A 23,579-nucleotide genomic window follows, 5' to 3' on the forward strand; every position below is an offset into this window, starting at 1 on the left:
GATATTCCAATATCATGAATTAATCAAACGAGTACCCAAATAGTTCAATGTCTTTTTGATAGACATCTTCAACGATAGCAGCCAGTCGTGGGGAATACTGGTGCTTATAATTCACATCATTGGATGACGCCCTGATCTTTTTTAACTCTAGAACGTCAATACCAGCTTTTTGGCAGATATACGAAAAATCGCTGTTAAGAGTTTCGAATCGACCAACAAAATCAACCATCATCTTGCCATCAACGCATACCCAGTCCGCCTGATCGCGAAAATGGTCGTATTTTTTTATATGGCTACGATAGGTCTTTTGATTGAGGCCCAGAACAAAAGATTCGAAATCAGGTTTACCCGTAAGCATTTTTGTGGCCCATCGATGATCCCGGTGTGCAGTTTGACCAACGACTGCGTTAAAATAACGATAGGCAGACCAAAGTCGATCCCAGGGATTGCGAACGAAAGAGAAACTAAAGTAATTTCGTGTCTTGATGGGGTCGTGTGCGTAAAATCGGCTTATCGGTTTATGACCAGTATTACCACCAAACAAGGCAGAAGAAACGCTGGACCCAGCTGCTTTCGGCACATGAATGAAAATCAATGATTTATCATCGAAAGCCGGGATGAATGGATTCGTACTCTTGGCGAGCCATGGCGTTTTAGCAAGCAGTAAGTGGTAATTAAAAGAAAATTCGAGATTCTTAAGAGTTATCTGAATCCGGTCTTTTGGGGTAATCATGAAAGCTTTCCCCTGTTTTTCTCGATAAGAAACCGGAAAGCCTGGAACAGAAGGAAGTAAAGCCAGATAAGGCCAGGCAGATAACTCGACGACATCGCTGATAACAAGATAAATACGGGCATTAAAATCAATTGATACTGAAGCCCATATGTGGCCGTCTTTCGCTCCGGTATGCTGAGCCTACCCTTGGAATCAAGATAAGTAATAAATCTGGGATAAACAAAATGGAAAATTCCGATTAGTAATAAATATGGAGTTAAATCACTACGAATCAGGGGCAGCACTGGAATCACAAAACGTAACGTCGACATCTGTATAAAGCTGGCTGCTTTCAATGCAGAAGAAGAGATTGTGTTGTGTATGCATATAACAATAATTAAAGCCAAGATAGCAACTTGCCACGCAACACTCTCGTATATTGATAAATACCAAGCGATAGCAGATGCCGTTACTATACGAACAACAATAAAGAATGCGATTTCAGCTGCGGATGGTCTAAATGCCAAGCGATGGCGAGGGGTCTCATCATAACGAGTCCCCAATGTATCGTTCACCAAATAGCCAACCTCGTAAATCGACACAAACACCAGGTAGGAAGCCAGGTAATAAATAACAGAAAGTGGTAGTGGATAATCCCCCCAAGCCATGACGATAAAAATACCAGGCAACCAGGCTGTAGCCGCGTTTGACACCAACCCCTTCATTGTATTCATTCGAGTGGTAGCCAGATACAAAAAGGGTATCTGGATTAGCAGCCTATTTTGCGGAAACATACTTCACCTTTGGTGGCAACAATTTGGCTCGAAGTCCGTTACTTTTGGCGGTGCAAATAGCGTATCCCTCATCCGCTTTCTGAAGGAGAGAAAAATCGGACACATTATCTGTATAGACCACTAGCCATTTTTTTTCGGGGCCAGCAATATAATCACTAACTACCGTAAACTTTCTGCCAGACAGGTCTTTTCCTATTGAGCCGGCACAAATACCTTCTGAGAAAAGCAGTTCTGAAGAAAATGGAATAGCGTCAATTTTTTTGGCCAGCGCTGTTATCACTACAGACAAACTTGCTGATGCAAGAAGGATTAATGACCCTCTTTTCTTCTCATTTTCCAACAAGCTCCACACAGTATCAATTTTCAGATTATCCAGGGCTGAATTCACATACTGTACTGCAACAGACTCTAACTCATGCTTTGTTGCACCTCGGAGCTGGCGCACCAATATCTTTTTTGGGTAGTCAGGAGATCCCAGACGATACAAGATAGCCAGGAGTATGCGTAATGGTGAAAACCGGTATCTAATAGCCTTCAAAACACATTTTTTTCTCCAACCACATCTCTGAGTAATATAAAAAGAAACAAACCCAGCCGTGGTGTTTTCATTAATCAGAGTATTACAAACATCGAAAACGACGATTCGCTTCATAGCGCTAACCGCAAATATTTTGATAAATTTCGTGATAGGTATTGATCGCACTCTTTAGATCCAGCTGCTCCATTGAGCGGGAACGGATGGTATTACGATCTATTTTCAATAAATTTTCTATTTCACTAAACCGAGTAATAGTTGCATCAGCCAAATCCCCATCAAGCACCAGGCCTGATGAACTTCGTTCAACAATTTCAGTGACATCGCCAACGCCAGAGTTGCATATAACCGGCAACCCACAGGCCAAATATTCACCCAATTTAGTAGGGGAAACACCAAGGCTAGAGTAGCCCGGCTTGATGAAACAGTAACCGACGTCAGCTGCATTTAGTAAAGCAGGGACTTCTTCTCTCGGTACCTTGACGCTTCGAATAGTATTTTTTTCAAATGATATACCGATTTCATTTGCTCTATTTAAAAAGTCTTCAGCTCTTTGCCCCACAAGTAAAAAAATAGCAGCGGGCAACCTTTTTTTAATCTCGTAAAAGGAGCGGATCATATCATCGAGCAAATAGACTGAGCCCAGTGAACCAAGGTACAAAAACACATACGCATCAGCGGGTATATCAAGAGAAGATCGTATTTCCTTTCGGTTTGATTCAGGCAATATGCGAAATTGATTCAAATCTACAGAACATGGAACAACAGAAATAGGTGCCCCGTTATAACTTGGCCATTTATTTATCTCAGAACGTGCGGCCTCTGTTAGCGTCACAATGGCATCGGATTCTTTGATGAAACGTGCCTCTTTCTTTTTCCACAAGATAAAAAGCAACTTATAGAGCCATTTATGCTGTGGCCAGCGCCCTCCTTCAGCCCTTTGATCTGGCCAAAAACCTCGCATATCAAATAAAAAGCGAGCCCCTGTTAGCCGTTTGGCCAATAAGGCAGAGTCGGCAGGGACATAACTGCGACAATGAATCAGGTCAAAAGCACCATACTTCCTAATGGCACTCTTTACTGCACTCTGTAATGAACGAGAATCTGCTATTTTTGCCAAGGGGCCAGTCATGGATGAATAATGCTGTGGAAGCCAGTGAATTTCTGATTCAGCAGTCTCACTTTTAGCTATTTCAATTGCACTCTCATCGGCGCCGCCGTCTTCATAGCTTATAAGATATATATCGTGACCTTTCTCAGCCAAGTTTTTCAAATACGGGAAAACCTGGGCCCGACCGATATGGGAAGTCATTCCATTGTAGGTAATATATAAAACTTTCACTTTTTTTCACTCGTATAGCCAGCCGATATTGATCTTTCAGGAAAGCATAAATCAAGATAGCGATTTGAAATCTTGAAAATAGAAAAATCGTTGGCTCTAGATCTAAGTAAAGAACGTTGTGGCTTTTCAGCAACTTTCTCGACCATCGCCTTCGCGAGTGAAACCGCGTTATCCGGTTCAACAAGCGTCCCGTAGCGACCGTTATCAAGAATTTCACGTGGCCCTACTGGACAATCAGTACTCACGACCGGCAAACCATACTCGAGCGCTTCAACGATAACGTTTCCAAAACCCTCGTAACTTGATGAAAGAACAAACAAATCAGAATTTGCGTACCAAGGGCCTGTGTCTCCCTGAAAGCCTGGCATAAAAACTTTGTTTACCAGACCCAGCTTATTTACGAGTGATATCAGAGATTCCTTTAATGCCCCATCACCCAAGATCACAAGTGACGCATTCAGCTCTTTCGGTACAAGGGCAAATGCCTCGATCAATAAATCATGTTTTTTGACTTCTTTAAGCGTTCCTACAGTTAAAAAAACCGGGCCATCGAGTGTTCGCAGCAATTCTGGTGGAGGCAACTCAGGGCGAACATTACCCAGTGCAGCAGGGTTGTTTACCACATCAAACTGACCGCGTTTCATCATGGATAGGGTCGCAATATCTGTGGCAACTCCTTCTGATACCGCAATTCTTTTATCGGCTAAAGGATAAAAAAAGCCCATTGTGGCTTTTAGAAGAAGCCTATGTCTGATTCCTTTATGCGCGTAAGCTATTGAAAGTGGGGAATGTTCGCTTACCAGCACTCTGCCTTTGAAGTTTGCTATTTTTGCAGCAATGGGGGCGATTACAGTTAGTGGCCACATTGCGGCTATCAAGACATCAGGTGGACTATTTTTAAGATATTTAACAAGAGGAACCAGAACATCACGAACCCTTGGCGACTTAAAATCTATAATATCACTACTCACCGGTATCGAGTTCAGCAAAGAACCATTCGCATTTCTCAGTAAAAATACGGTTTCAACTCCTTGAGAATCCCAAGCGTGAGCCAAGTCAACATGTAGCTTCTCCGCACCGCCCGGCCTAAGGTCAGGCAAGAAAACAGCTATCTTTGGCACAATTGAAGAATCAAATTCCATTGTGATAGCACCTTAAGGGCAGCTTAAGTAATACATTCATGTAAAAATATCAGCCACTGTCTTTTCAAACTGCTCAATTGATATTTTTTTAAGGTGGCTATCAAGACCGATATCAGGGGTTTTATTAGCATCGCCCAATAGCCAATCGCTCCACATACTGACATCAAAACAGGAAAATATTTTTCCATATTCACCCACTGCTTCAGGAAGGCCACCCTTATCTGAAACGGCAACTTGGCAACCCTGAGACATTGCCTCTACTGCAACTAGCCCAAACGGCTCACACCACAGGGATGGCATCAGCCAGATTCGTGCACTCCTGAACATCTTGATCCTGTCTGAAGCCCAGCCGACAAAAACTACGTTCTCCGGTAACTCAACTGTATTGGGTATTTCATGACCATAAATTAAAAAGGTTTTTTGTGGCGTCGCTTTAGCCAACAAAAGTATGAAAGCAAGGTTTTTCCCTGCTCTATTGACAAAACCAACTGACCTGGAGGCTTCTTCTGTAAATTGATAGTCAAAATTCGGCTCAAGCGTCATAGGAGGATAGAGAAGGAAGGGCCTTGCAGTTACGCCCAAATCAGAGCCCAGGCTGGAAGCTATAAAATTGCTATTAGCAACCAAATAATCTGCTGACATCAAACCGCGCTTAAAAATCTGCCCCGTAAAAATCAGTTTTCTTAAAGAACGAATCTTCTCTAAAAAACCTGAGCCGGGCTTCTTGATTCCATAATCTTCATATGCCTGAACTATTGAAAAAACCGTAAACCCTTTTCTTCTTGCATCAGGGATAACAGCATTTGTTGAGGTCGTTGCTATCAGTGTAACGCCTTCCGTTTTTTCTGGAAGGGCCGAGAGCAGAAAACCGCGCCAATAAAATGCTCTATGGCCTTTAAACTTTCCTTTCGGTTCTTTTATATGCGTTAACGTAACGTTAGCCGGCAAGGCCCCATCAGTAACGTTTACTGCCATTATTTCCACCCTTCCAATCTTTGAAAGCGCAGAAACGAGCATATAATTGTATAAAGTTCCTCCTGTCGAGCCTTGGGTACCTGGCGGCTTCCAATGCTCAATAAGATAAATGAACTTTCTTGCCTCTGAACGCATCACTCTCTCGATTCAGGCCAAAATGGACAGGCGTTTAACAAACGATCTGATAGCAAAGAGAGCTTTTCTCTCGAAACAGCCGGGATCGATTTTCCAATCAGTTTCTTTAAATCAGAGGCTGAATTAATGACAACTGGGTCACCCACATCTTTATCAATTGATGAATAAAAATCATGATATTTGAAGCCGTCACCTACAGGCCTATCTGACATCTTGATCCACTGCGAAGGTATTCCATATGCCTCGGCACAAATCAAGCCATGCAGCGAAGATGAAATGATTTCATCGCAGGCAAATATTTGGTCAATAACATCAAACACCCCCCCCGTAATATCAATAACAAGCCAATCATCAGGAATATTTTTTTCCTGAACAGCTGGCATATCCAGCTCAAAACAATGGGGAATTATTCCTACTTTATATCGTTTGCCAATTTCACGGGGCTGGTAATACCTTGGAAGTAATAACGCGGGGTCACCAACCACATCCGGGCATTCAAAACCCAAAGAGCGTAACTTGGCCACCGATTTATAGCCGCGAACCGCATGGACGGCTTTTGGAGCAACATTGATACCCTGATCTTCGCTGATAAATCCGACTCCCCAGACAACAGACTGGGTTTTTTGTGCATGCTCCAGTGAACTTCCAATCACATAATGTGCAGGCCGACTTTCATCAGGAAATACATCAAATGCATGAACCACATTCTTACCAGATATCATCCTTGCAAGGACCGGGTTGAGTTTATCACCCCAGTTAATTCCGACGACACCCATTCTGGCCCAATGCAGCACCAGGTAATCATCAGACTTGGATACAGCATAGGTCCGAGACATTTTCACAGGTAAATTCTTTAATCGCTTCAGCATCTGGCTCATGACTCACCTATTTTCAATAAGACTGATAAATTCAGGGTTTCTTTCTGCGAACTTCTGATTAGAAGCTTTATAAAACTCTCTTATCCTTTCTATATCGTGAGCATCTGGCTCAAAATCTTTTGGACCATATTCTATTTTTGAAAGCCACAGACCAAGAAATCGTCCAATGCCTAGGTTCACGTTAGGCAAGAAAATTTTCTTTATTCGATCAAGAAAATATCGAGCGTTCTTTCTTCTCATCTTTAATGACGTTTTGGTTTTGACTGCGCGCCGGACATTCTCCGGAGATGCGGCGCCAATCCTTTCAAGGATAACGCTGTAGTCTGTACCAAGAAATTCGCCAAGTACCTTTGAGAATTTCTCAGGGTCTTTCTTTAACCAGTCAAAACCAAGGAATACATAGTTCTGTTCGCCTAAAAGCTCTATCAAGACATTCTCCAGGTCCTGATAATTTACAACCGACGAATCGACACACTGGTTATGTATCAACAAATCGTCGGTGAATTTCTCGAAAGTGGAAATTTTGGGTATACGGCTATACCTATCCATATAACCTTCAGCAAAGAAAGAGCTCAACAAGTCACCCTGCTCTCTTAGAGTCACAATAACCTTCACATCATCAAACCCTGATAATTCGGCAAACTTTATTGCATGCTCCAATGCTTCTTTAGCTGTAGGCGCTATCGTTATTTTCCCACCAAACTTGAGGTTTGCCGTCGGCACAAGGCACTGAGCTAGAACCCCTTCCAGAGAAATCATTACGTCACAATCATGACTTTGATTCCTGAGAATGTCGGCACCATTTTTAGTTATTTCGGGATTCTCTCGATAAGCAACAAGTCGAGTGGCTGACATGATTGTTGACTCATCGCTGGATCGACCTTTGTCATAATAAGTGCGCCCAACATATTTTATATCAGGCAGATCCGGGAACACCCATTTTTGGAGTGTAGTTGTTGCTGTTTTGGGATATCCCACATGTAAATATAATGTACTCATTACCCTTCCAAGAATCTCAAAAAGCCAAAGTTCGAATATTAAGCTGCCTTTTAACGAATACTGCCAATGTAATATTCCATACAATTATCCCTGCCGAACAAGCTAATGCGGCACCTATAGCATGATATTTTGGAATCAAAATAACCGCCAGAACAACATTAGTCACCAAACCTAAAATCATCCCGACTAAACTAAACCGCTCATTACCGGTCATATTCAGCACATTGCCAACAGAACCAAAAAAAACATTTACAAATTGGCCAACGGCTATAATCATCAAAAGAATCCAAACACTCCCTTCGTATTCACTACCAAAAGCCAACTTGATGAGAGCCTCTCCAAAAAAGTAATAAATAATTATTACCGGGCTAGCAATAGCGAGCGCCAACCTTACAGAGTGCCTAGCTGTTTTTTCAATTCCACAATAGTTTTTCATCTTTGCAAATTTAGCAATTTGAGGGCCGGAAATTATATTTGCTACCGTCAGGGCCAAAACAATAATCTGCCCCATCCTGTCTGCAATCCTGAAAAACCCCACCTCACTTGGTTCTGACAGCCAACCCAGAAACAAAATAGCAGCCTGATTATTTATGGTATAAATTGCCGCAATTGCAGTAAAAGGCATTAAAGACTTTAACCAAACCAGGGTTTCATATTTTTTCAAAGCAACAGTAGGAACTGATTCCATCTGCGTTTTCAAAACCAGGCTCCCGAATATAAATGCAGTAAGAGTTGCAAAAATCAGACTGGTCAATGCCCAAGTGACCGTCATCAGCCCGGTAAACGCCAAAAATGAAAGAACTGAAAGATGGGCAAAGGGCTTAATTATTTGGTCAGGCACCTGGGAGTAAAAAATTTTATTAAACCCCCTAAGCATTGCTGATCGTGTACCATTTAATGCCATCAAGGGAGCAAGGGGAAAAGCCACTAACAAAAGATAGTCAGCGCTTTTAGTGCCAAACTCTGCATCAACTATAAAAAAAGAAATAAGCAGAATAAAAATTATGCTCGATCCTAAAATTATTGCTTGGGACACTCTCTTTTTTAAGCCATGCAGCAAAGCCCAGTTTTTTTCTATGCGGATCTTGACTATTTCTCTTACCAAAAGTGCAGGCATGCCGCCGTACAAGGGTAACGCCATTACCGACATCACTGAGGTCAAGAACACATAATGGCCATAATTTTCAGGCCCAAGCCATCTCGCCACAACCATAGACGTTAAAAAGCCCAAGCCTAATGAAATCAGCTTTAATGAGCCTACGCTTGCAAATACTTTGTTTAAGCTGCTTTTCACTGACGTCTCAAACCTCATCACAATGGATGAAAATTATAACCCTTAACATTCATTTCAGTTACAAAATCAAAACTTGAATCTTACTAATGGTTGAACTGAAAAAACGAAATCACCTATCGCCACAGCGCCTTCTTTTGTCAAATGACGCCCATCATATGATATTGGACTGCCGTCTTCCGCGAATAACGGACACCCCCCCGCACAATAACCGGAAATAATGTCGACAAAACCATAGCCATCTAACTCTTCTTTGAGAATGTTATTTATTTCAATTTCTTTTTCATCAACAAGCCTTTTTTTGTCGGGGCCATACTCTCTAAAATGAGCCAATAGTTTGGCCCTGCTCTTTTCAAATTGCTTGGACCCCACAATGATTACATTATCACTAGTAGTAAGGCCCATTGATTCCATAGTTTGCCCCATCAATGAAGCCGACCATGCCTCCCACCTTAAAGCAAAAACAATAACGTCTGCTTTTTTAAAATTTTCAACGTCCTCTTTGCTTAATATTCTCTTTTTACACATCTCTCTGTCTGATTCATTGATGTTACTCGCGACTTCTGAAAATGGGATACCATAAAAAATCTGGCATCGCGCAGGAACGTAATGTGTTGAGATTTCGTAACCTGAAAAAACCTTACTTTCTCTCACTATGTTATAAAAATCCTGGCTGAAGCTATCGCCAACTATTATAAGTGCGCGATCATCTTCACTGATCTCTTTGCCGGTAAGCTTGTTGTACTCCGCCTCGACGTAATTTCCATATTCGACAATCGTTTTTCCTACTATTTTCCTTTCCGGTTCTGAATATAGTCCCAGCAGCCCCTTTGATCCCAAAATTCCGGCACCCAATAGAACAAACAGCACAGAACCGATAAAAGAAGCACCAAACACCCAATTTCTATTGTATTTTTTCTTATTCCTGAATGGCTGCTCCACATACTTCCAAGTAAGAAACGCTAGCATTAGTGACAAAAAGGCCAGCGCGATCATGGTACTCAGGCCAGGCTCATCACCAGGCTCTATAATACGAGCAAATGCGAATAAAGGTTGATGCCAAAGATATGCCGAATAACTAATGAGACCGATTAATACAAGAGGCCTTGTTGATAGCAACTTCCCTGTCAAGGTGTCAGGTGTGGCTGCATAAATAATTGCCGCAGATCCAAGTACAGGCAAAAGAGCGTAAAATGACGGGAATGGAGTCTGGCTATCATATAAAAAAATGCTTATTGCTATTGAGAACAACCCGGCAAGCGAAATGGTTTCAGCCGTTTTCTTGCCTGGTTGGTTTCCCTTTATCAATACAATACTCAAGAGCCCGCCCACCAAAAGCTCCCAAACCCTCGTCGGCAATAAATAAAAGTTTGCATTAGGCATATTTGACGATGCCCACTCAGAAAGAAGAAGAGAAGCAACCCCTGCAATGACGAGGAATGTAATTACCCACTGCCTCTTCATCCACCAGATCAACATTAGGCCCAAGGGAAAAAACAGATAGTATTGCTCTTCAACACCGAGACTCCATGTATGCAGTAATGGGTTCATCTCAGCTTCAGTGGCGAAATAACCTGATTGCTTCCATAAAACAATATTAGAAATAAATAGAACAGTCCCCACTAAAGCCTGACCATAGGTCACAAGCTTGTATGGAAGCATGGTAAAAATTGCCACTACCGTACTAACTATTAATACAAGAAAAAGAGCAGGCAAAATCCGGCGAGCACGGCGCTCATAAAATTTTAATATCGAAAATCTCTTCTCTGATAACTCGCTGTAAATAATAGTCGTGATGAGAAACCCGGAAATCACAAAGAAAATATCAACGCCCACATACCCACCGGAAAGCCAGTCAACTCCGGCATGAAAAAAAATGACTGGCAGAACTGCCAATGCTCTGAGGCCATCAATTTCAGGACGATACTGCATATTTCTTATTTCCATTTTCCCAGCAAACGCTAAGACGATGACTATTTAAATTCGAATCAATTGATGGAAAACCCTATGTCAGATCTTTTTTATACCAAGGCATAGCCTTGCCAATACCATCGTATATACGGAATTCCGGGCAATAACCCAGCAGCTCAGTCGCCTTGCTAATATCTGCCTGTGAATGGCGTACATCGCCGGCACGAAAATCACGGTAGCTGGGCGACTTGTCGTAGGTGACGTCGGATTCTGCCAGGGCGGTTTTCAAGGCATCAAACAGGGTATTCAGTGTCGTTCTATCACCAAGGGCAACGTTGTAGACCTGATTTTTTGATTCTGCATCAGCAGTCGCCGACAGCAGGTTTATCTGGACCACATTTTCGATGAAACAAAAGTCTCGGCTGGTTTCACCATCGCCATTGATGAACACTTCATCGCCGTTAATCATTGCGGCGGTCCACTTTGGAATCACGGCGGCGTAAGCGCCGTTGGGATCCTGCCGTTTGCCGAAGACGTTGAAGTAGCGCAGGCCGATGGTGTTGAAATCGTAGGTGCGGGCGAATACGTCCGCGTAGAGTTCGTTAACGTATTTGGTGACAGCATAAGGAGACAGCGGCTTGCCAATGCGGTCTTCAATTTTGGGCAGGCCCGGGTGGTCGCCGTAGGTAGAGCTGGAGGCCGCGTAGGTGAAGCTTTGTACGCCTTCATCTTTTGATGCCACAAGCATGTTCAGGAAGCCGTCGATATTGGCCTGGTTGGTGGTGATCGGGTCGTTGATGGAGCGCGGCACGGAGCCCAGGGCGGCCTGGTGGAGCACGTAATCGACGCCGGTGACGGCTTTTTTGCAGTCGTCCAGGTTGCGGATGTCGCCTTCAAGGAAGCTGAAGTTGGCCCATTGCTCTGCGGTGACGGTGTGCTGAACTTCGTCCAGGTTGTGCTGGTGGCCGGTGGCGAAGTTGTCCAGGCCGATGACAGTCTGGTTGAGGCCCAGCAGGGTTTCCAGCAGGTTGGAGCCGATGAAGCCGGCCACGCCGGTGATCAGCCAGGTTTTGGGATTGGCCGTTAAGTCTTGCTGGATCTGTTGGTAGCGGATTGTCATGGTGATTCCGTTGTCCGTGTGTTCGTAATTAAGCTGTGAGCTGTGAGCCATGAGCTTTCAGGAAAATCAAAAGCTGGGCTTCGCCCTTGCCTTGATTTTCCATTTGTAGGAGTTCCGCTTGAGGGACGAAGGGTTTGGTCTGCCCGCTTCTGCGGGTGAGGACATGGCCCTTCGGGCCCCGCCTGCGGCGGTTCGCGTCTCAAGCGACGCTCCTACGGTTTTTTTTCTTACGCCGTAGGACCTGCAGGCGATTCATTTCTTTGACCATTCGCCAATCGCTTGCAGGCAAGCTCCTACAGCCTGAGGTCCACCTCTTCCTTGGGGAGGGTGTATTTCAGGTCGTAGAGGATGTGTTCGGGTTTACCGTAGCCGCGGATATCCTGTGCGCCCATGGCTTTGAACTGGTTGTGCCCGACGGCCAGGAGGATGGCGTCGTAGGCCCCCTGCTCTGGTTTAGCTACCGGGGTGATGCCGTATTCGTGTTCTGATTCTGCCGGGTTGATCCAGGGGTCGTGGACATCCACTTTAATGTTGTATTCCTGCAGTTCTGTCACCACATCCACCACACGGGTGTTACGCAGGTCCGGGCAGTTTTCCTTGAAGGTGAGGCCCATGACCAGCACGCGGGCCCCATTCACCTGGATGCAGCGGTTGAGCATGGCCTTGACCAGCTCGCTGGCCACGTGGCGGCCCATGGCATCGTTGATGCGGCGACCGGAGAGGATGATTTCCGGGTGATAGCCGATGGCCTGGGCCTTGTGGGTAAGGTAATAGGGGTCTACGCCGATGCAGTGCCCACCCACCAGGCCAGGGCGGAATGGCAGGAAGTTCCATTTGGTGCCGGCAGCTTGCAAGACTTCTTCGGTGTCGATGCCCATGCGGCTGAAGATCATGGACAGTTCGTTGATCAGGGCAATATTCAGATCTCGCTGAGTATTTTCGATCACCTTGGCAGCCTCGGCTACACGGATGCAGGAGGCTTTGTGGGTGCCGGCGGTGATAATGGAACCATAGAGCTGATCAATCAGCTCGGCAATTTCCGGGGTTGAGCCAGCGGTAACCTTGGTGATGGTGGTGACTCGGTGCTCCTTGTCACCCGGGTTAATGCGCTCCGGGCTGTAACCCGCGAAGAAGTCCTCGTTGAAAGTGAGGCCGGACACAGCTTCCAGAACCGGTACGCAATCTTCTTCGGTGGCACCTGGATACACGGTGGATTCGTAAATGACGATATCGCCCTGTTTAAGGGTTTTCCCGATGGTTTCGGAAGCCTTGATCAGCGGAGTCAGGTCCGGGCGCTTGTGTTCATCTATGGGCGTCGGCACGGTGACGATATAGACATTACAATCGTCCAGGCTTTCAGTGCCTGCACTGAAGGTTAATTGCTGTGCGCTGGCCAATTCAGCATCGTCTACTTCCAGAGTAGAGTCATGGCCATTGTTAAGGGCATCAATGCGAGACTGATTGATGTCGAACCCAACGACAGAACGGTGTTTGCCGAATTCCACGGCCAACGGAAGACCTACATAGCCCAGGCCAATGACAGCCAACTTTATATTTCCCAGTTCCATTTGGTCTCTCTACCCAACTGATATCGCGTTACAAAAGCAGCCTATTCACTGTTTTATTTCCGTAGAATCAGCGGCCGCATTGCTGACACCCTCGGAGATTTTCATCTTCGTGATCGAACCATAACTCCTACGGAGTAACGGAATGGATGATTAATCCCCGTTCTTACCGTATTCGTAAGCGTAATAGCCATATTCATTTGTTGCGCGACGCTCCATGCAGTTGAGGATCGCCCCTTTTATATCAACATTGTTTTGTGCGAAACGTGTCAGGGCAGTGTCTACTTCCTTCACGGAGTTCATGCCGAAACGGGTAACCAGCAAACTGGTCCCAGCTAGCTGGCCGACAATCGCAGCGTCAGTCACAGCCAGAATAGGCGGCGTATCCACGAGGATCAGATCATATTCGCCACTGAGGGATTCGATCAGTGTTTTTAAACGTTGATGCATAAGCAATTCAGAAGGATTCGGTGGTGTTTTCCCACGAGCGACAAAGTCAAGATTATCGTTGCCAGATGACTGTATGATTTCCTCTTTTGTGTTCTGGCCAGATAAATACGCTGACAAACCTGGCTGGCTGTCACGCTGAAAATATCGATGCAAGTGCCCCTTGCGCATGTCTGCATCAATAACCAGAACACGTTGACCCGTTTGAGCCAGCACCGCCCCCAGATTGGCTGAGATAAAGGATTTACCCACGCCAGGACTAGGCCCTGTAATCATCACAACCTTGTTTTCGGCATCCATCATGGCGAAGTGAAGACTGGTTCGCAGGCTACGAAGAGCCTCGATGGCCAGGTCGGTTGGGTCATCAGTGGCGAGCAAAGGTATTGGCACCTGCCCAAGGTTTTTCTTGTCACGGCGCTGCCGAACACGATTTACCTTGTTCACCTTTAGCTGTTTTCCAGACAGTGGTACTGTTGCATAGACAGCGACGCCCTGCTCTTCGAGCTTGTCGGGAGTTTCAATCCCCTTATTCAGCATTGAACGGAGCAGTACGATAGCCGCTGCGCCAAAAGCACCCAGAAAGGCTGCAACCAAGGCTATCACTTTCTTTTTGGGTTTAATGGGGGATGGTTGCACCAGGGCTTTATCGATGATGCGCACACTTCCAACCGTGCCAGCTTTAAGAATGCGTAGTTCCTGTACCTTGTTAAGGAGACCGACATAGATCTGCTGGGTGACTTCCACATCACGCATCAGACGCAGAATCTCCTGTTGCGTCTCTGGCAATTCCTTAATCTGTTCTTCCAGTTCCTTCTTCTGCTTGATTAAAGATCCTTTCTGACGTATCAGGCTTTGATAGGCAGGATGCTCACGGGTAAACCGGGTAGCTATTTCGCCTTCCTTCCCTTTCAGTTCGTTGATTTTAGACTCAATGTCTACACTCTGCTGAAGCACGGACTGGGTTTCCATGTTCAGATCAACAGACTCGCTTTCAAGACGGTAAGCGTTGAGTTTCTCTTCAGCCTCAGTAAGTTTTGCTTTGATCTGTGGTAACTGCTTATCAAGGAACTCCAGGCTATTTTCTGCTTCAGCGGATTTTCTCTCTACATTCTGCAGAAGATAGGCTTCGCTTATGGCATCCAGAGTTGCCTTGATGCGCGCTTTATCCGGCCCCGTCATCACCAAGCTAAGCATACCGGTTTTGCCGATTTCACGGATACTCATGGAATTTCTGAGGCGGTTTATCGCCACTACCTCGGTAAGCTTTATCAACTTCAGAGGCTCATTACCGTAATCCCACTCTTTCAAGACCAGACGGATTTCGCCGTTCTCACTCTCTAATGGACGATTTGCCGGCCCAGCAGCGACAAGATCTTCTGCAAGGTAGAGTGCCGGATTCCCATTCAGCGCTTTTAATGTAAAGGCACGACCACGTAGTGCCTCTGGCACAGTAAAATCGTTAATGTTGACCAAGGTCTTGCTGTCACGGTAGCCGGCGAAAAGAGGCTTGGAAATGTGCGCGGGGCTTGAGGGCGGGGCAGTGAGCTTTCCTATATAGGGCATGCGATCAGGCGCAACCAGAATATCCATACCAAGCTGCTTGATGACGTCTGCCAGAACCAGGCGTGAACGAAGAATTTCGATTTCCGCAGCAGCAGATGACTCTTGCTCAAACGCCTGATTGAGCTCCGAAAGCCCCGGCACACCACTACTTTTTTTCTCGATTTGCAGGAGTGTGTCACCCTTGTAAATTGGCGTGGCAAACATGCCATAGGCAAGACCCAGGGTGAAGGCCAAAGCGGCGGCACTGGCAATCAGCCATTTGTTGTCCAGTAGTAGACCAAACAGGTAGTGGAAATCGAAATCATCGACCATGGCGGTGGTCGGTGAGTGCTGCGTGGTTCTAGAACTGTTTGACATTGAACGTTGCTCGTCTTGTTATCGCCGTTTGATGTTGCACACCTGATCTGGTGCTCTTTGTATTAGCCTAGAGTTTTTCAGACCAGGCTCGTGTGGCCACTTCCATCATTGGATAGATTCTTTCAAATGCCTCGTGCCCACGCCTGTAAGGATCGGGAATGTCATGTTTCCCATTCCACTGAGTAAGCAGAAACACTTTTCCGCTTGCTTCAGGATAACGCTGACTCAACCGATCTTTCTGGTGGCTTTCCATGACAAGGATAAGATCGTTATCGCGACATAGTTCACCGGTCAGCTTTCTTGCCGTGTGCAGCTCACATTGCAACCCATGTTGCTGTGCCACTTTTCTGGCGGTGGGCTCCATGTCATGCCCTTCCAGCCCTAACAAACCGGCGGAAGAGACTTTCAAGCCTGGCTTTTCCCGCTTCAGCATTGCCTCTACGGTGGGGCTGCGACAGATATTGCCGTCGCAAACCACAAGTACACGTTCGAACATGGGCATTATTCGCTCAATGATTCCTCGGCTCTGACGCCGAGAAGCAAGGTCGTCATGGAAGGTAGCAGCAAGCGAAGTACCCTGTTCCATTTAACGAGTGGCGCGGCGGTAACATAGACAATGTCCCGCTCCTGGAGCTCAAAGCTGTCTGCCAACACCAATGCCGCTGCATCTTTCGCATTTAGCTGGTAAACATCAATGCCATGATCCAACTCTGGGAGAGCCTTGCGGAAGACAAAGACTCCTGAGGCATTGGACTCCTGCTGGTTTAAACCACCGTTTTCGGCCAGTGCTTCGGCAAGGGTCAAGCCATTTCGCCCCATTTGCAGGCTGGAAGCTTGTCCTACCTCACCCAGTACAAACACTTTGGCGTCCGTAACCGGGTTTACATTGATCACGTCGTTAGGCTGCAGTAAGACATTCTGGGCGGTATTGCCAAATTGGTAGATATCTCTGAGGGAGAGACGATAGTCCTTGCCACCCCGAGTAAGCACAACACTGCTCCAGTCGGCTTGAGAGGTCAGCCCGCCGGCTTCACCCATGGCATCAATGAGCCGGGTTGGAACGTTGGTAACGGGATAAAGGCCTGGCTCTTCAACCTCTCCGGTGATGTATATTTTTTTATGCCTGAAGGCGGCAACCGACACGTCCACTTGCGGGTCTTCGATATACTTGGAAAGGCGGTCAGTGACCATATCCCTGATTTCAGTAACCTTTAGGCCTGCAACCTTTATAATTCCTACATAGGGGTAAAAAATAGTCCCGTCGTTATGAACCCAGTTACCGGATTCTGCAGAACTGCGTTCGGCCCCTGCGGGTATTGTCAGTTCCGGGTGATCCCAGACGATGATCTGCAACACATCCCCCGGCCCCACGGTGTAATCGTATTCTTTATCGGAAAGGTTCAGCTCCTGTGGAACCGGTTTTTCCTGGGGAGGTACCGCTTTTTGATCCAGAATAGCCGTTCCAATAGCATGTACCTTTACTACATCCGGTAGCGGCTTTCCTTGAGGCGTTTCTGTTTCGTCAATAAACCAGCCAGGGGTCGGCGAGTGATATGAGCCGGGTACTACGGTACATCCGGCTAATAGGACAACAGTGAAAAGGGCTAAATGTTGGCCCAAAGAAATCATTTTTGCCTTCATAGTTTATCCAATTACCACTCGAATTTTCTTGTCCATTTAAGACCAACAGTCCATTTATCCTGCTTCTCAAGGGTGGTTACAAGTGCCTTGTCAGAGGCCGAAAACAGCCAATCCAGCTCTCCACCTACAAAAGGGTGTTGAAGGCGCATTTCAGCGAGAGAGATATCCTGCTCCTGGATAGACTGCAAGGTTGCAGCGCCATCCTCGGCTACCACTGCACGTATCATGCCGCTCTGATTCAGCGTCGCGCGGGACACATTCAGCGCAACGGTGACACCGTTGCGGAAAAACTGTTGTAGGCCTAATGTCGCGACACGGGCATCGCCCTCCCAGGTGGAGGTCATCGTGCGTCCGTAGTGACGGAAGCCGGATCGGTAAGTGCTATGCTCCAGTGCAGTATTGAACCGACGCTCACTGAGCCAGCTACCCGCCACCGTTTCCGTAGCTTCCAGGAAAAAACGCTGGGAGCCATTCCCAAAGGCGGTAACCATATCCAGCCCTGCCAGTGAGGAAAATTTGGAGGGCAACCCCCCTGCTTCATCTTCACCCATGAACTGACCATAAAATCCGGTAGGCACATCACCAGGGGTGAGAGAAAGCCGGAAGTCAAAACCGGCAATCTGATTGCTGGGATCCTCGCCTTTCTTAAGGCCTGACGTCTGGCCATTATCACGGCCAATCACCGCATTTGTTAAAGCATCCAGATCTTGCGGACGCCCTTCCCCCCCCCACTGGGCAAGCCGGGTCAGACCAATCTGCAGGGAATCCATCGGGCTGAAGACGAAACGAGCGCCGAGCAAGCGAGCTTCCGGCACAACGCGGTCATTTTCCAGTTGTCCGGCAATGACCTGCAGGTCCCAAGGCCCGATCCAGCTTAGCCAAGGGCTTTCCGGTGCCAAGGGCACCTGCCGTGAAACCCATAACCCGGGAACCGGGCGGGCGTTGTTGGACAGGGCCAGGGAGCTCTGCCAGCCCGGGCCCCACCAGCGGTCGATGGCGCCGACGCCAAGCTGCCAGTTGCCGACGATACCGGCCAAGTAGGTGTCGTCGAAACGCAGATGGGTGTCATCACGCTCGCCATCCACGTAGCCCACCGCCAGGTTTGCCGCCCAGTGCTCGCCCATGCTGTAGAGGGCGATCTGGCTGGTAGCTTCATCTTCTACCTGGGAGGAGAAACTGGTGTAGAGCGGCTCTTGAGTTGCGCCGCCAATGGTCAATTGCGCGCCGCTAGAAGCCTGGCGGGTCTGCTCCAGGGCTTGCTGCAGATAGGCGGAGTGCTGGTTTTTGCAAGCGCTGACCTGGTCGGGGGTTTGTCCCGCCAAGGCCAGGCGATAGCCTTTCATGAGCGCGGCCCAGCTGATTGGCCAGGTCAGGGTGACGCCCTTGAGGCACCCCTGGCTTTGCAGGGCTTCAATATGATGGCGCGCCGTCAGATCACCAGCCTGCACCCAAGGAGCAGCCGCCTGGGAGGATGCGCTGAAGCCGATACACAGGGCTCCGATCCATCGAGTAAGGGAGGGAGATAACCGCACTAGGACGTCCTATCCTTCTGGTGGTGTACAACAAGTGGCGCATTATGCGTGCTTAGTCTTGTCAGCTATATGACAAAAGGCCGCATTTTACAGTTTGTTTACCGTAATGCTAAGGGATTACTACGCTAGCTCAAGAAATTCGAGTCTGGCAGCTAATCCCAGGCGGCAAATAGTAGCTTAGTGTCTGATCTGGGGCAGGAGCATTGTCTGACAAAACAGGGGGGGGTTGTGGCAAACGACTCGGCAGGTTTACCAAACCGTTGGAGCTTTACTGACAAAGGCGAAGAACTATGCCCCCGTACCGCAGGACATTCGCTTTGTGAGCAACGTTATTCGCTGCTCTTAACCACCGCGCCGCCTTTCAGGCGTTACTGCGCTTAGCTTGCTCCAACGGGGGCTTGGTCGTTAGGCAGGGGCGGGATATGGAACCGTAGGAGCTATGCTTGCATGGCGAAAGGGTTAGAAACAGTTCGCCATGCGAGCATAGCTCCTACGATTGGGGCCGATGGAATTTTAGCTTAGAGCCCATCAAGGGCGTCGCGGGTTGGGGTTGGACCGGAAATGACGTCAAATTCTTTGTTGCGCAACGCACGGCGGGCGGTTTCCGAGAGAACTTTAGCGACATCTTCCCGAGATATATCACCAAAATCCTTCAACTTCTCAGCAACTTTCACTTTTTCCAGGGGCGGCTCTTCGGTAAGCCGGCCGGGGCGGACGATAGTGTAATCGAGCCCACTGGCGCGCAGGTGGTCGTCAGCCTTGCCCTTGGCCGCGAAGTAATGGCGCATTTTTTCCGGGCCGGACTCCGGGTCGTCGGCACGCATGGAGCTGACCATGATAAAGCGCCCTACTCCTTGCGCTTTGGCCTGGTCGATCAGGCTGATGGCGCCGTTCTGGTCCACGTCGATGGTTTTTTCAGGACCAGTGTGGGGGCCCGAACCGGCGGTGAAGATGACCGCATCCTGGCCTTCCAGGGCCTGGCTGCAATCCCCTTCCAGGTCTGCTTTCACCACTTCATGGGCGCCCAGTATCTCCAGGTCGGCCTTCTGGCTCAGGTCACGGACCATAGCGCGCACCTGAATATTGTCGGCTACCAGGTGGGGAATCAGGCGGCGACCGATTTTGCCATTGGCGCCGGCGATCAGGACTTTCATGGGGGCTCCTTCCTTGTCATGACTGGTAGTTCAGTGATGGAGGGGAAGCACTGAATTTCAAGGGGGAGAGGATAACGGAGCCGTTGGAACAAGCGGTTCCCAGTAAAGCCTGAAAGCCAGCCCGAAGGGCAAGCTTTGGGCTCCGTTACCCGCCAATTCGCTTTGCGAGCAAAGCTCCAACGGGTGAGGGAGGGGTCAGTACTGGCGTTGGAGCCTGGCCTGAAAGGCGAAGGGGGCAAATCACCTCGGCAGGTTATTCATCCCACTGCTGGGGTACCTCTTGCAGGTCGTCCAGGTTGTAGCCCCGGTCGCGGGCGATGTTCTTGAGTTTGCTGTAGGTCGCTTCGCTGAGATGCGGCTGGCGGGCCATGATCCAGAGATAGTCCCGTTTTTCCCGACCGATGATGGTGGTCTGGTAGTCCTCGTCCACATAGAGCACCCGGAAGTCTGCCTTGAAGGGCCAGATGAAACGCATGCCCCAGATGGCCGGGTCCACATCGCTGACAAAACCGGTGGGGGTCATGCGCTTGAACTCCCCGTCGAAACCACCTTTACGGAAGGTGAAAGTGGTGGCGATCTTGTTGGGCCCGATGCGTTTGTAGTTCTCCATGGCATTGTAGGCGCCCTTTTCAGGCAAGGTTGGGATGTTGGCGATCACATACCAGTCGCCCATGAAACGATCCAGGTTCAGATTGTCTGCGATCTGGATGGGGTCTTGCGGGTGGGTTTGGCAGGCTTGCAGCATGATCAGACTCACAATGATGAGGATGCGGCGCATTGGGATTCTCCTTTACGCGTAGATTGCCGCAAGGTGGGACAAGGCGAGGTGAATGCGTTTTTGAGGGGGCTGCTTAACGGGGTGAGCCGGGGGCTGGGGTCATTCGCTTTGCGAGCAACGCTATTCGCTACGCTCACCCTTCGGGCCGCCTTTCAGGCGTTACTGCGCTTCGCTTGTTCCAACCGATGACCGGTCTAGCGGACCCTGGCCGCTGGAGCTTTGCTCGCAAGGCGAAGGGCAAGAAGCTGGCACCATGCCAAAACCAAACCCCTTCGCTTTGCAAGCAAAGCTCCAACGGCCAGGGGGAACTATGCTTCCATGGCGAAACGTTTTAACTACCCCGCCTTCTTCCGGCTTTTGGCACCTTTTGCGGGTTCCACGGTTACCGGAATGCCGTTGAGCTGGGCCATGGCGGTGACAGCTTCCACCCGGCTGCTGCCGATGATGTCGTTGACGCTCTGCCCTGCCACCTTGCGGGCGACACCCAGTTGCACGCCTTCGCGATCATGGCCCCAGCCGTGGGGGACGCTGATGACGCCGGGCATAATGTCGTCGCAAAGCCAGGCTGGCAGGGTGATGGTGCCGGACGGGGTGCTGACGACCACATCATCACCCTCTGCCACGGCCAGCCGTTTGGCATCGTCCGGGTGAATCATGGCGTTACAGCGGCCCTTCCCTTTTACCAGCCGCTGGCTGTTGTGCATCCAGGAGTTGTTGCTGCGGATGTGGCGACGGCCAATCATCAGCATCTGCTCTGGCGCCACCGGTTTGGGCGCCGGCAGCCCTTGCAGGGCGCGGAAATAGAGGGCCGGCACCAGGTTGATGCGCTGATCCCGGGTGAACAGGCGCTCGGGGAGCATGGGTTCCAGCGGGCCCAGGTCTATGCCATGGGGTTCTGCCAACAGCTTTTTCAGGGTCAGCCCCTTACGTTCCCCTCTGAGGACCTTCCAGGCCACTTTGGGCAGCGAGTGCAATCCGTTGCGGCGCAGGTCGTCCAGCACCTTGCCGCCGGTGCCGTAGGGCCCCAGACGCAGACCCAGATCCACTAGCCCGCGGTCACCCAGTTTGCGGACAAAACGGTCGGTGGCGGTAATTTGCAGGCGGGTTTTGCGGTCCCGGGCGCGCAGGCGATTCAGCCGGGTGGTCAGGCCGTTGAGAATCTCCCAATCGTGTAGCGCGCCTTCAGGCTTGGCGACCAGGGCCGGGGTGAATTTCACCACGTTGCGCACGGCCACCGCCTGGAAGATGGGATCGAACTGGGCGTGCTCCAGTTGCCCGGTGGGCGGCAGGATGATGTCCGCGTGGCGGGTGGTTTCGTTGATGTAGAAATCGATGCTGACCATGAAATCCAGGTTGTTCAGGGCCTGGTCCAACTTCTGGCCATCCGGGCAGGACAACACCGGGTTGCCGGCATGGGAGACAAAAGCTTTCACCTGGCCCTTGCCCGGGGTGAGCATTTCGTCGGCCAGGGTGGTCACCGGGAATTCGCCGCCGAATTCCGGGTAGCCGTGCACCCGGCTGCGGTAGCGGTCGAAGCTGCCGGTGTCGCCGCTGAGGGCGCCGAGGGCCACGATATCGAAGGCGGGCTTGGTGAACATGACGCCGCCTTCCCGGTCCAGGTTGCCGGTGAGGATGTTGATCACATACACCAGCCAGGCGCTGAGGGTGCTGTGGGCGCTGGTGGTGACACCCACGCGGGAGTAGATGGCAGCGCGCGGGGCTGCGGCGATGTCGCGGGCCAGCTTGCGGATGGCATCGGCGGGCAGGCCCACGGTATCGGCCACTTTCTCCGGTTTCCAGTTGGCGACCAGGCGGGCCATGTCCTTCTTGCCATCGAGGATATCGTCCAGCCGGCCCGGCGCCACCAGTAGCTCTTCGAACAATACCTGGGCGATGGCCAGCAACAGGTAAACGTCAGTGCCGGGGCGCACGAAGTGATGCTCGTCGGCCATCTTGGCGGTTTCGGTACGGCGCGGGTCGATGACCACCACCTTGCCGCCGCGTTTCTGGATGGCTTTCAGGCGCCCTTTCACATCCGGCACGGTCATGATGGAGCCGTTGGACGCGAGCGGATTGCCGCCGATGATCAGGAAGTAGTCGGTGCGGTCCACATCCGGGATGGGAAACAGGGCCTGGTGGCCGAACAGCTGCCAGGCAGCCAGCATATGGGGAAGCTGATCTGCAGACGTGGCGCTGTAGCGCTGACGGCTGCGCAGGGCTTTGACGAAGGGCAACAGGGTAAAGAGCGCCCCGTGGTTGTGGGCAGTAGGGTTGCCGAAATAGAGGGCGACCGAGTCTTTGCCGTGGACTTCCTGAATGTTATGCAGGCGCCGGGCGGTCTCGTCCAAGGCTTCGTCCCAGCTGATCGGCACCCAGCCGTCAGCGGTACGCTTCACCGGGTGGCGCAGGCGGTCCGGGTCGTGGTGCAGGTCCTGCAGGGCCACGGCCTTGGGGCAGATATGGCCTTTGCTGAACGGGTCGTCCTTGTCGCCACGGATGGCCAGAATCTCGTCACCGCGGTGCTCGATCTCGATACCGCACATGGCTTCGCAGAGATTGCAGGTGTGGTAATGCGTCTGTTTCATCCGTGACCTCGTCCTGGCGCTATGGCTTGGAATGTTCTTGATAGCAGAGCTGCAGGGAGGATGCCATGACTTGTCGGGAAAAAAGGGTCGTGCCATTGAGGAGTGGCTCAACCGGCCTTTTTG

The 23,579-nt window shown here is 49.5% G+C and carries 19 protein-coding genes; all 19 read right to left on the reverse strand.

Features of this window, described 5'->3' with window-relative positions; genetic code table 11:
- Positions 1-19 precede the first annotated feature (19 nt).
- Entirely contained in the window at positions 20-733 is a 714-nt protein-coding gene (locus ACMG4M_RS11485) for a sulfotransferase family protein (protein ID WP_414430023.1), read from the reverse strand.
- Positions 730-1,446: a hypothetical protein gene (locus ACMG4M_RS11490; protein WP_414430024.1), complete on the reverse strand. Its 717-nt coding sequence runs from the start codon at positions 1,444-1,446 to the stop codon at positions 730-732. Before ACMG4M_RS11490 ends, ACMG4M_RS11485 begins: the two co-directional genes overlap by 4 nt.
- 43 nt (positions 1,447-1,489) lie before the next feature.
- Positions 1,490-2,158 (reverse strand): haloacid dehalogenase-like hydrolase, encoded by a 669-nt coding sequence (locus ACMG4M_RS11495; protein ID WP_414430025.1) that lies wholly within the window; start codon positions 2,156-2,158, stop codon positions 1,490-1,492.
- 4 nt (positions 2,159-2,162) lie between these two features.
- A complete protein-coding gene (locus tag ACMG4M_RS11500; RefSeq protein ID WP_414430026.1) occupies positions 2,163-3,383 on the reverse strand; it encodes a glycosyltransferase family 4 protein in 1,221 nt (406 codons plus the stop codon).
- Positions 3,380-4,525, reverse strand: a complete 1,146-nt coding sequence (locus tag ACMG4M_RS11505; RefSeq protein ID WP_414430027.1) for a glycosyltransferase — start codon at positions 4,523-4,525, stop codon at positions 3,380-3,382. Before ACMG4M_RS11505 ends, ACMG4M_RS11500 begins: the two co-directional genes overlap by 4 nt.
- Before the next feature lie 36 nt (positions 4,526-4,561).
- Entirely contained in the window at positions 4,562-5,635 is a 1,074-nt protein-coding gene (locus ACMG4M_RS11510; RefSeq protein WP_414430028.1) for a glycosyltransferase family 4 protein, read from the reverse strand.
- Entirely contained in the window at positions 5,635-6,513 is an 879-nt protein-coding gene (locus tag ACMG4M_RS11515; RefSeq protein ID WP_414430029.1) for a polysaccharide pyruvyl transferase family protein, read from the reverse strand. The genes ACMG4M_RS11510 and ACMG4M_RS11515 overlap by 1 nt, the downstream gene beginning before the upstream one ends.
- A gap of 3 nt (positions 6,514-6,516) precedes the next feature.
- On the reverse strand, positions 6,517-7,512 hold the full coding sequence (locus tag ACMG4M_RS11520) for a hypothetical protein (protein WP_414430031.1): 996 nt from the start codon (positions 7,510-7,512) through the stop codon (positions 6,517-6,519).
- Between the two features lie 16 nt (positions 7,513-7,528).
- A complete protein-coding gene (locus ACMG4M_RS11525) occupies positions 7,529-8,806 on the reverse strand; it encodes a flippase (RefSeq protein ID WP_414430032.1) in 1,278 nt (425 codons plus the stop codon).
- A 66-nt stretch (positions 8,807-8,872) separates the two neighbouring features.
- Complete coding sequence (locus ACMG4M_RS11530; protein ID WP_414430033.1) at positions 8,873-10,735, reverse strand: acyltransferase family protein; 1,863 nt, start codon at positions 10,733-10,735, stop codon at positions 8,873-8,875.
- Positions 10,736-10,808: 73 nt separating this feature from the next.
- Positions 10,809-11,834 carry an NAD-dependent epimerase/dehydratase family protein gene (locus ACMG4M_RS11535; RefSeq protein WP_414430034.1) on the reverse strand — a complete coding sequence of 342 codons (1,026 nt, stop codon included), beginning with the start codon at positions 11,832-11,834 and terminating at the stop codon, positions 10,809-10,811.
- Between the two features lie 293 nt (positions 11,835-12,127).
- Entirely contained in the window at positions 12,128-13,402 is a 1,275-nt protein-coding gene (gene tviB, locus ACMG4M_RS11540; RefSeq protein WP_414430035.1) for a Vi polysaccharide biosynthesis UDP-N-acetylglucosamine C-6 dehydrogenase TviB, read from the reverse strand.
- 150 nt (positions 13,403-13,552) lie between these two features.
- Positions 13,553-15,721, reverse strand: a complete 2,169-nt coding sequence (locus ACMG4M_RS11545) for a polysaccharide biosynthesis tyrosine autokinase (RefSeq protein ID WP_414430036.1) — start codon at positions 15,719-15,721, stop codon at positions 13,553-13,555.
- 112 nt (positions 15,722-15,833) lie between these two features.
- Entirely contained in the window at positions 15,834-16,262 is a 429-nt protein-coding gene (locus tag ACMG4M_RS11550) for a low molecular weight protein-tyrosine-phosphatase (protein WP_414430037.1), read from the reverse strand.
- A 5-nt stretch (positions 16,263-16,267) separates the two neighbouring features.
- Complete coding sequence (locus tag ACMG4M_RS11555) at positions 16,268-17,407, reverse strand: polysaccharide export protein (protein WP_414430038.1); 1,140 nt, start codon at positions 17,405-17,407, stop codon at positions 16,268-16,270.
- Between the two features lie 11 nt (positions 17,408-17,418).
- Positions 17,419-18,939, reverse strand: a complete 1,521-nt coding sequence (locus ACMG4M_RS11560) for a capsule assembly Wzi family protein (protein ID WP_414430040.1) — start codon at positions 18,937-18,939, stop codon at positions 17,419-17,421.
- Positions 18,940-19,457: 518 nt separating this feature from the next.
- A complete protein-coding gene (locus tag ACMG4M_RS11565) occupies positions 19,458-20,093 on the reverse strand; it encodes an SDR family oxidoreductase (RefSeq protein WP_414430041.1) in 636 nt (211 codons plus the stop codon).
- Positions 20,094-20,346: 253 nt separating this feature from the next.
- Positions 20,347-20,871 carry a lipocalin family protein gene (locus ACMG4M_RS11570; protein WP_272997015.1) on the reverse strand — a complete coding sequence of 175 codons (525 nt, stop codon included), beginning with the start codon at positions 20,869-20,871 and terminating at the stop codon, positions 20,347-20,349.
- A 335-nt stretch (positions 20,872-21,206) separates the two neighbouring features.
- A complete protein-coding gene (locus tag ACMG4M_RS11575; RefSeq protein ID WP_414430042.1) occupies positions 21,207-23,456 on the reverse strand; it encodes a molybdopterin-dependent oxidoreductase in 2,250 nt (749 codons plus the stop codon).
- Positions 23,457-23,579: the final 123 nt, after the last annotated feature.

Source organism: Alcanivorax sp. IL3 (assembly GCF_047495465.1).
GTDB classification, from domain to species: Bacteria; Pseudomonadota; Gammaproteobacteria; order Pseudomonadales; family Alcanivoracaceae; genus Alcanivorax; species Alcanivorax jadensis.

Excerpts from the sequence above, each read along its gene's own strand:
- ACMG4M_RS11485 (WP_414430023.1), bottom strand. The coding sequence starts at position 733 with ATGATTACCCCAAAAGACCGGATTCAGATAACTCTTAAGAATCTCGAA.
- ACMG4M_RS11490 (WP_414430024.1), bottom strand. The coding sequence starts at position 1,446 with ATGAATACAATGAAGGGGTTGGTGTCAAACGCGGCTACAGCCTGGTTG.
- ACMG4M_RS11495 (WP_414430025.1), bottom strand. The coding sequence starts at position 2,158 with ATGAAGCGAATCGTCGTTTTCGATGTTTGTAATACTCTGATTAATGAA.
- ACMG4M_RS11505 (WP_414430027.1), bottom strand. The coding sequence starts at position 4,525 with ATGGAATTTGATTCTTCAATTGTGCCAAAGATAGCTGTTTTCTTGCCT.
- ACMG4M_RS11510 (WP_414430028.1), bottom strand. The coding sequence starts at position 5,635 with ATGCGTTCAGAGGCAAGAAAGTTCATTTATCTTATTGAGCATTGGAAG.
- ACMG4M_RS11515 (WP_414430029.1), bottom strand. The coding sequence starts at position 6,513 with ATGAGCCAGATGCTGAAGCGATTAAAGAATTTACCTGTGAAAATGTCT.
- ACMG4M_RS11520 (WP_414430031.1), bottom strand. The coding sequence starts at position 7,512 with ATGAGTACATTATATTTACATGTGGGATATCCCAAAACAGCAACAACT.
- ACMG4M_RS11530 (WP_414430033.1), bottom strand. The coding sequence starts at position 10,735 with ATGCAGTATCGTCCTGAAATTGATGGCCTCAGAGCATTGGCAGTTCTG.
- ACMG4M_RS11535 (WP_414430034.1), bottom strand. The coding sequence starts at position 11,834 with ATGACAATCCGCTACCAACAGATCCAGCAAGACTTAACGGCCAATCCC.
- tviB (WP_414430035.1), bottom strand. The coding sequence starts at position 13,402 with ATGGAACTGGGAAATATAAAGTTGGCTGTCATTGGCCTGGGCTATGTA.
- ACMG4M_RS11545 (WP_414430036.1), bottom strand. The coding sequence starts at position 15,721 with ATGGTCGATGATTTCGATTTCCACTACCTGTTTGGTCTACTACTGGAC.
- ACMG4M_RS11550 (WP_414430037.1), bottom strand. The coding sequence starts at position 16,262 with ATGTTCGAACGTGTACTTGTGGTTTGCGACGGCAATATCTGTCGCAGC.
- ACMG4M_RS11555 (WP_414430038.1), bottom strand. The coding sequence starts at position 17,407 with ATGAAGGCAAAAATGATTTCTTTGGGCCAACATTTAGCCCTTTTCACT.
- ACMG4M_RS11565 (WP_414430041.1), bottom strand. The coding sequence starts at position 20,093 with ATGAAAGTCCTGATCGCCGGCGCCAATGGCAAAATCGGTCGCCGCCTG.
- ACMG4M_RS11570 (WP_272997015.1), bottom strand. The coding sequence starts at position 20,871 with ATGCGCCGCATCCTCATCATTGTGAGTCTGATCATGCTGCAAGCCTGC.
- ACMG4M_RS11575 (WP_414430042.1), bottom strand. The coding sequence starts at position 23,456 with ATGAAACAGACGCATTACCACACCTGCAATCTCTGCGAAGCCATGTGC.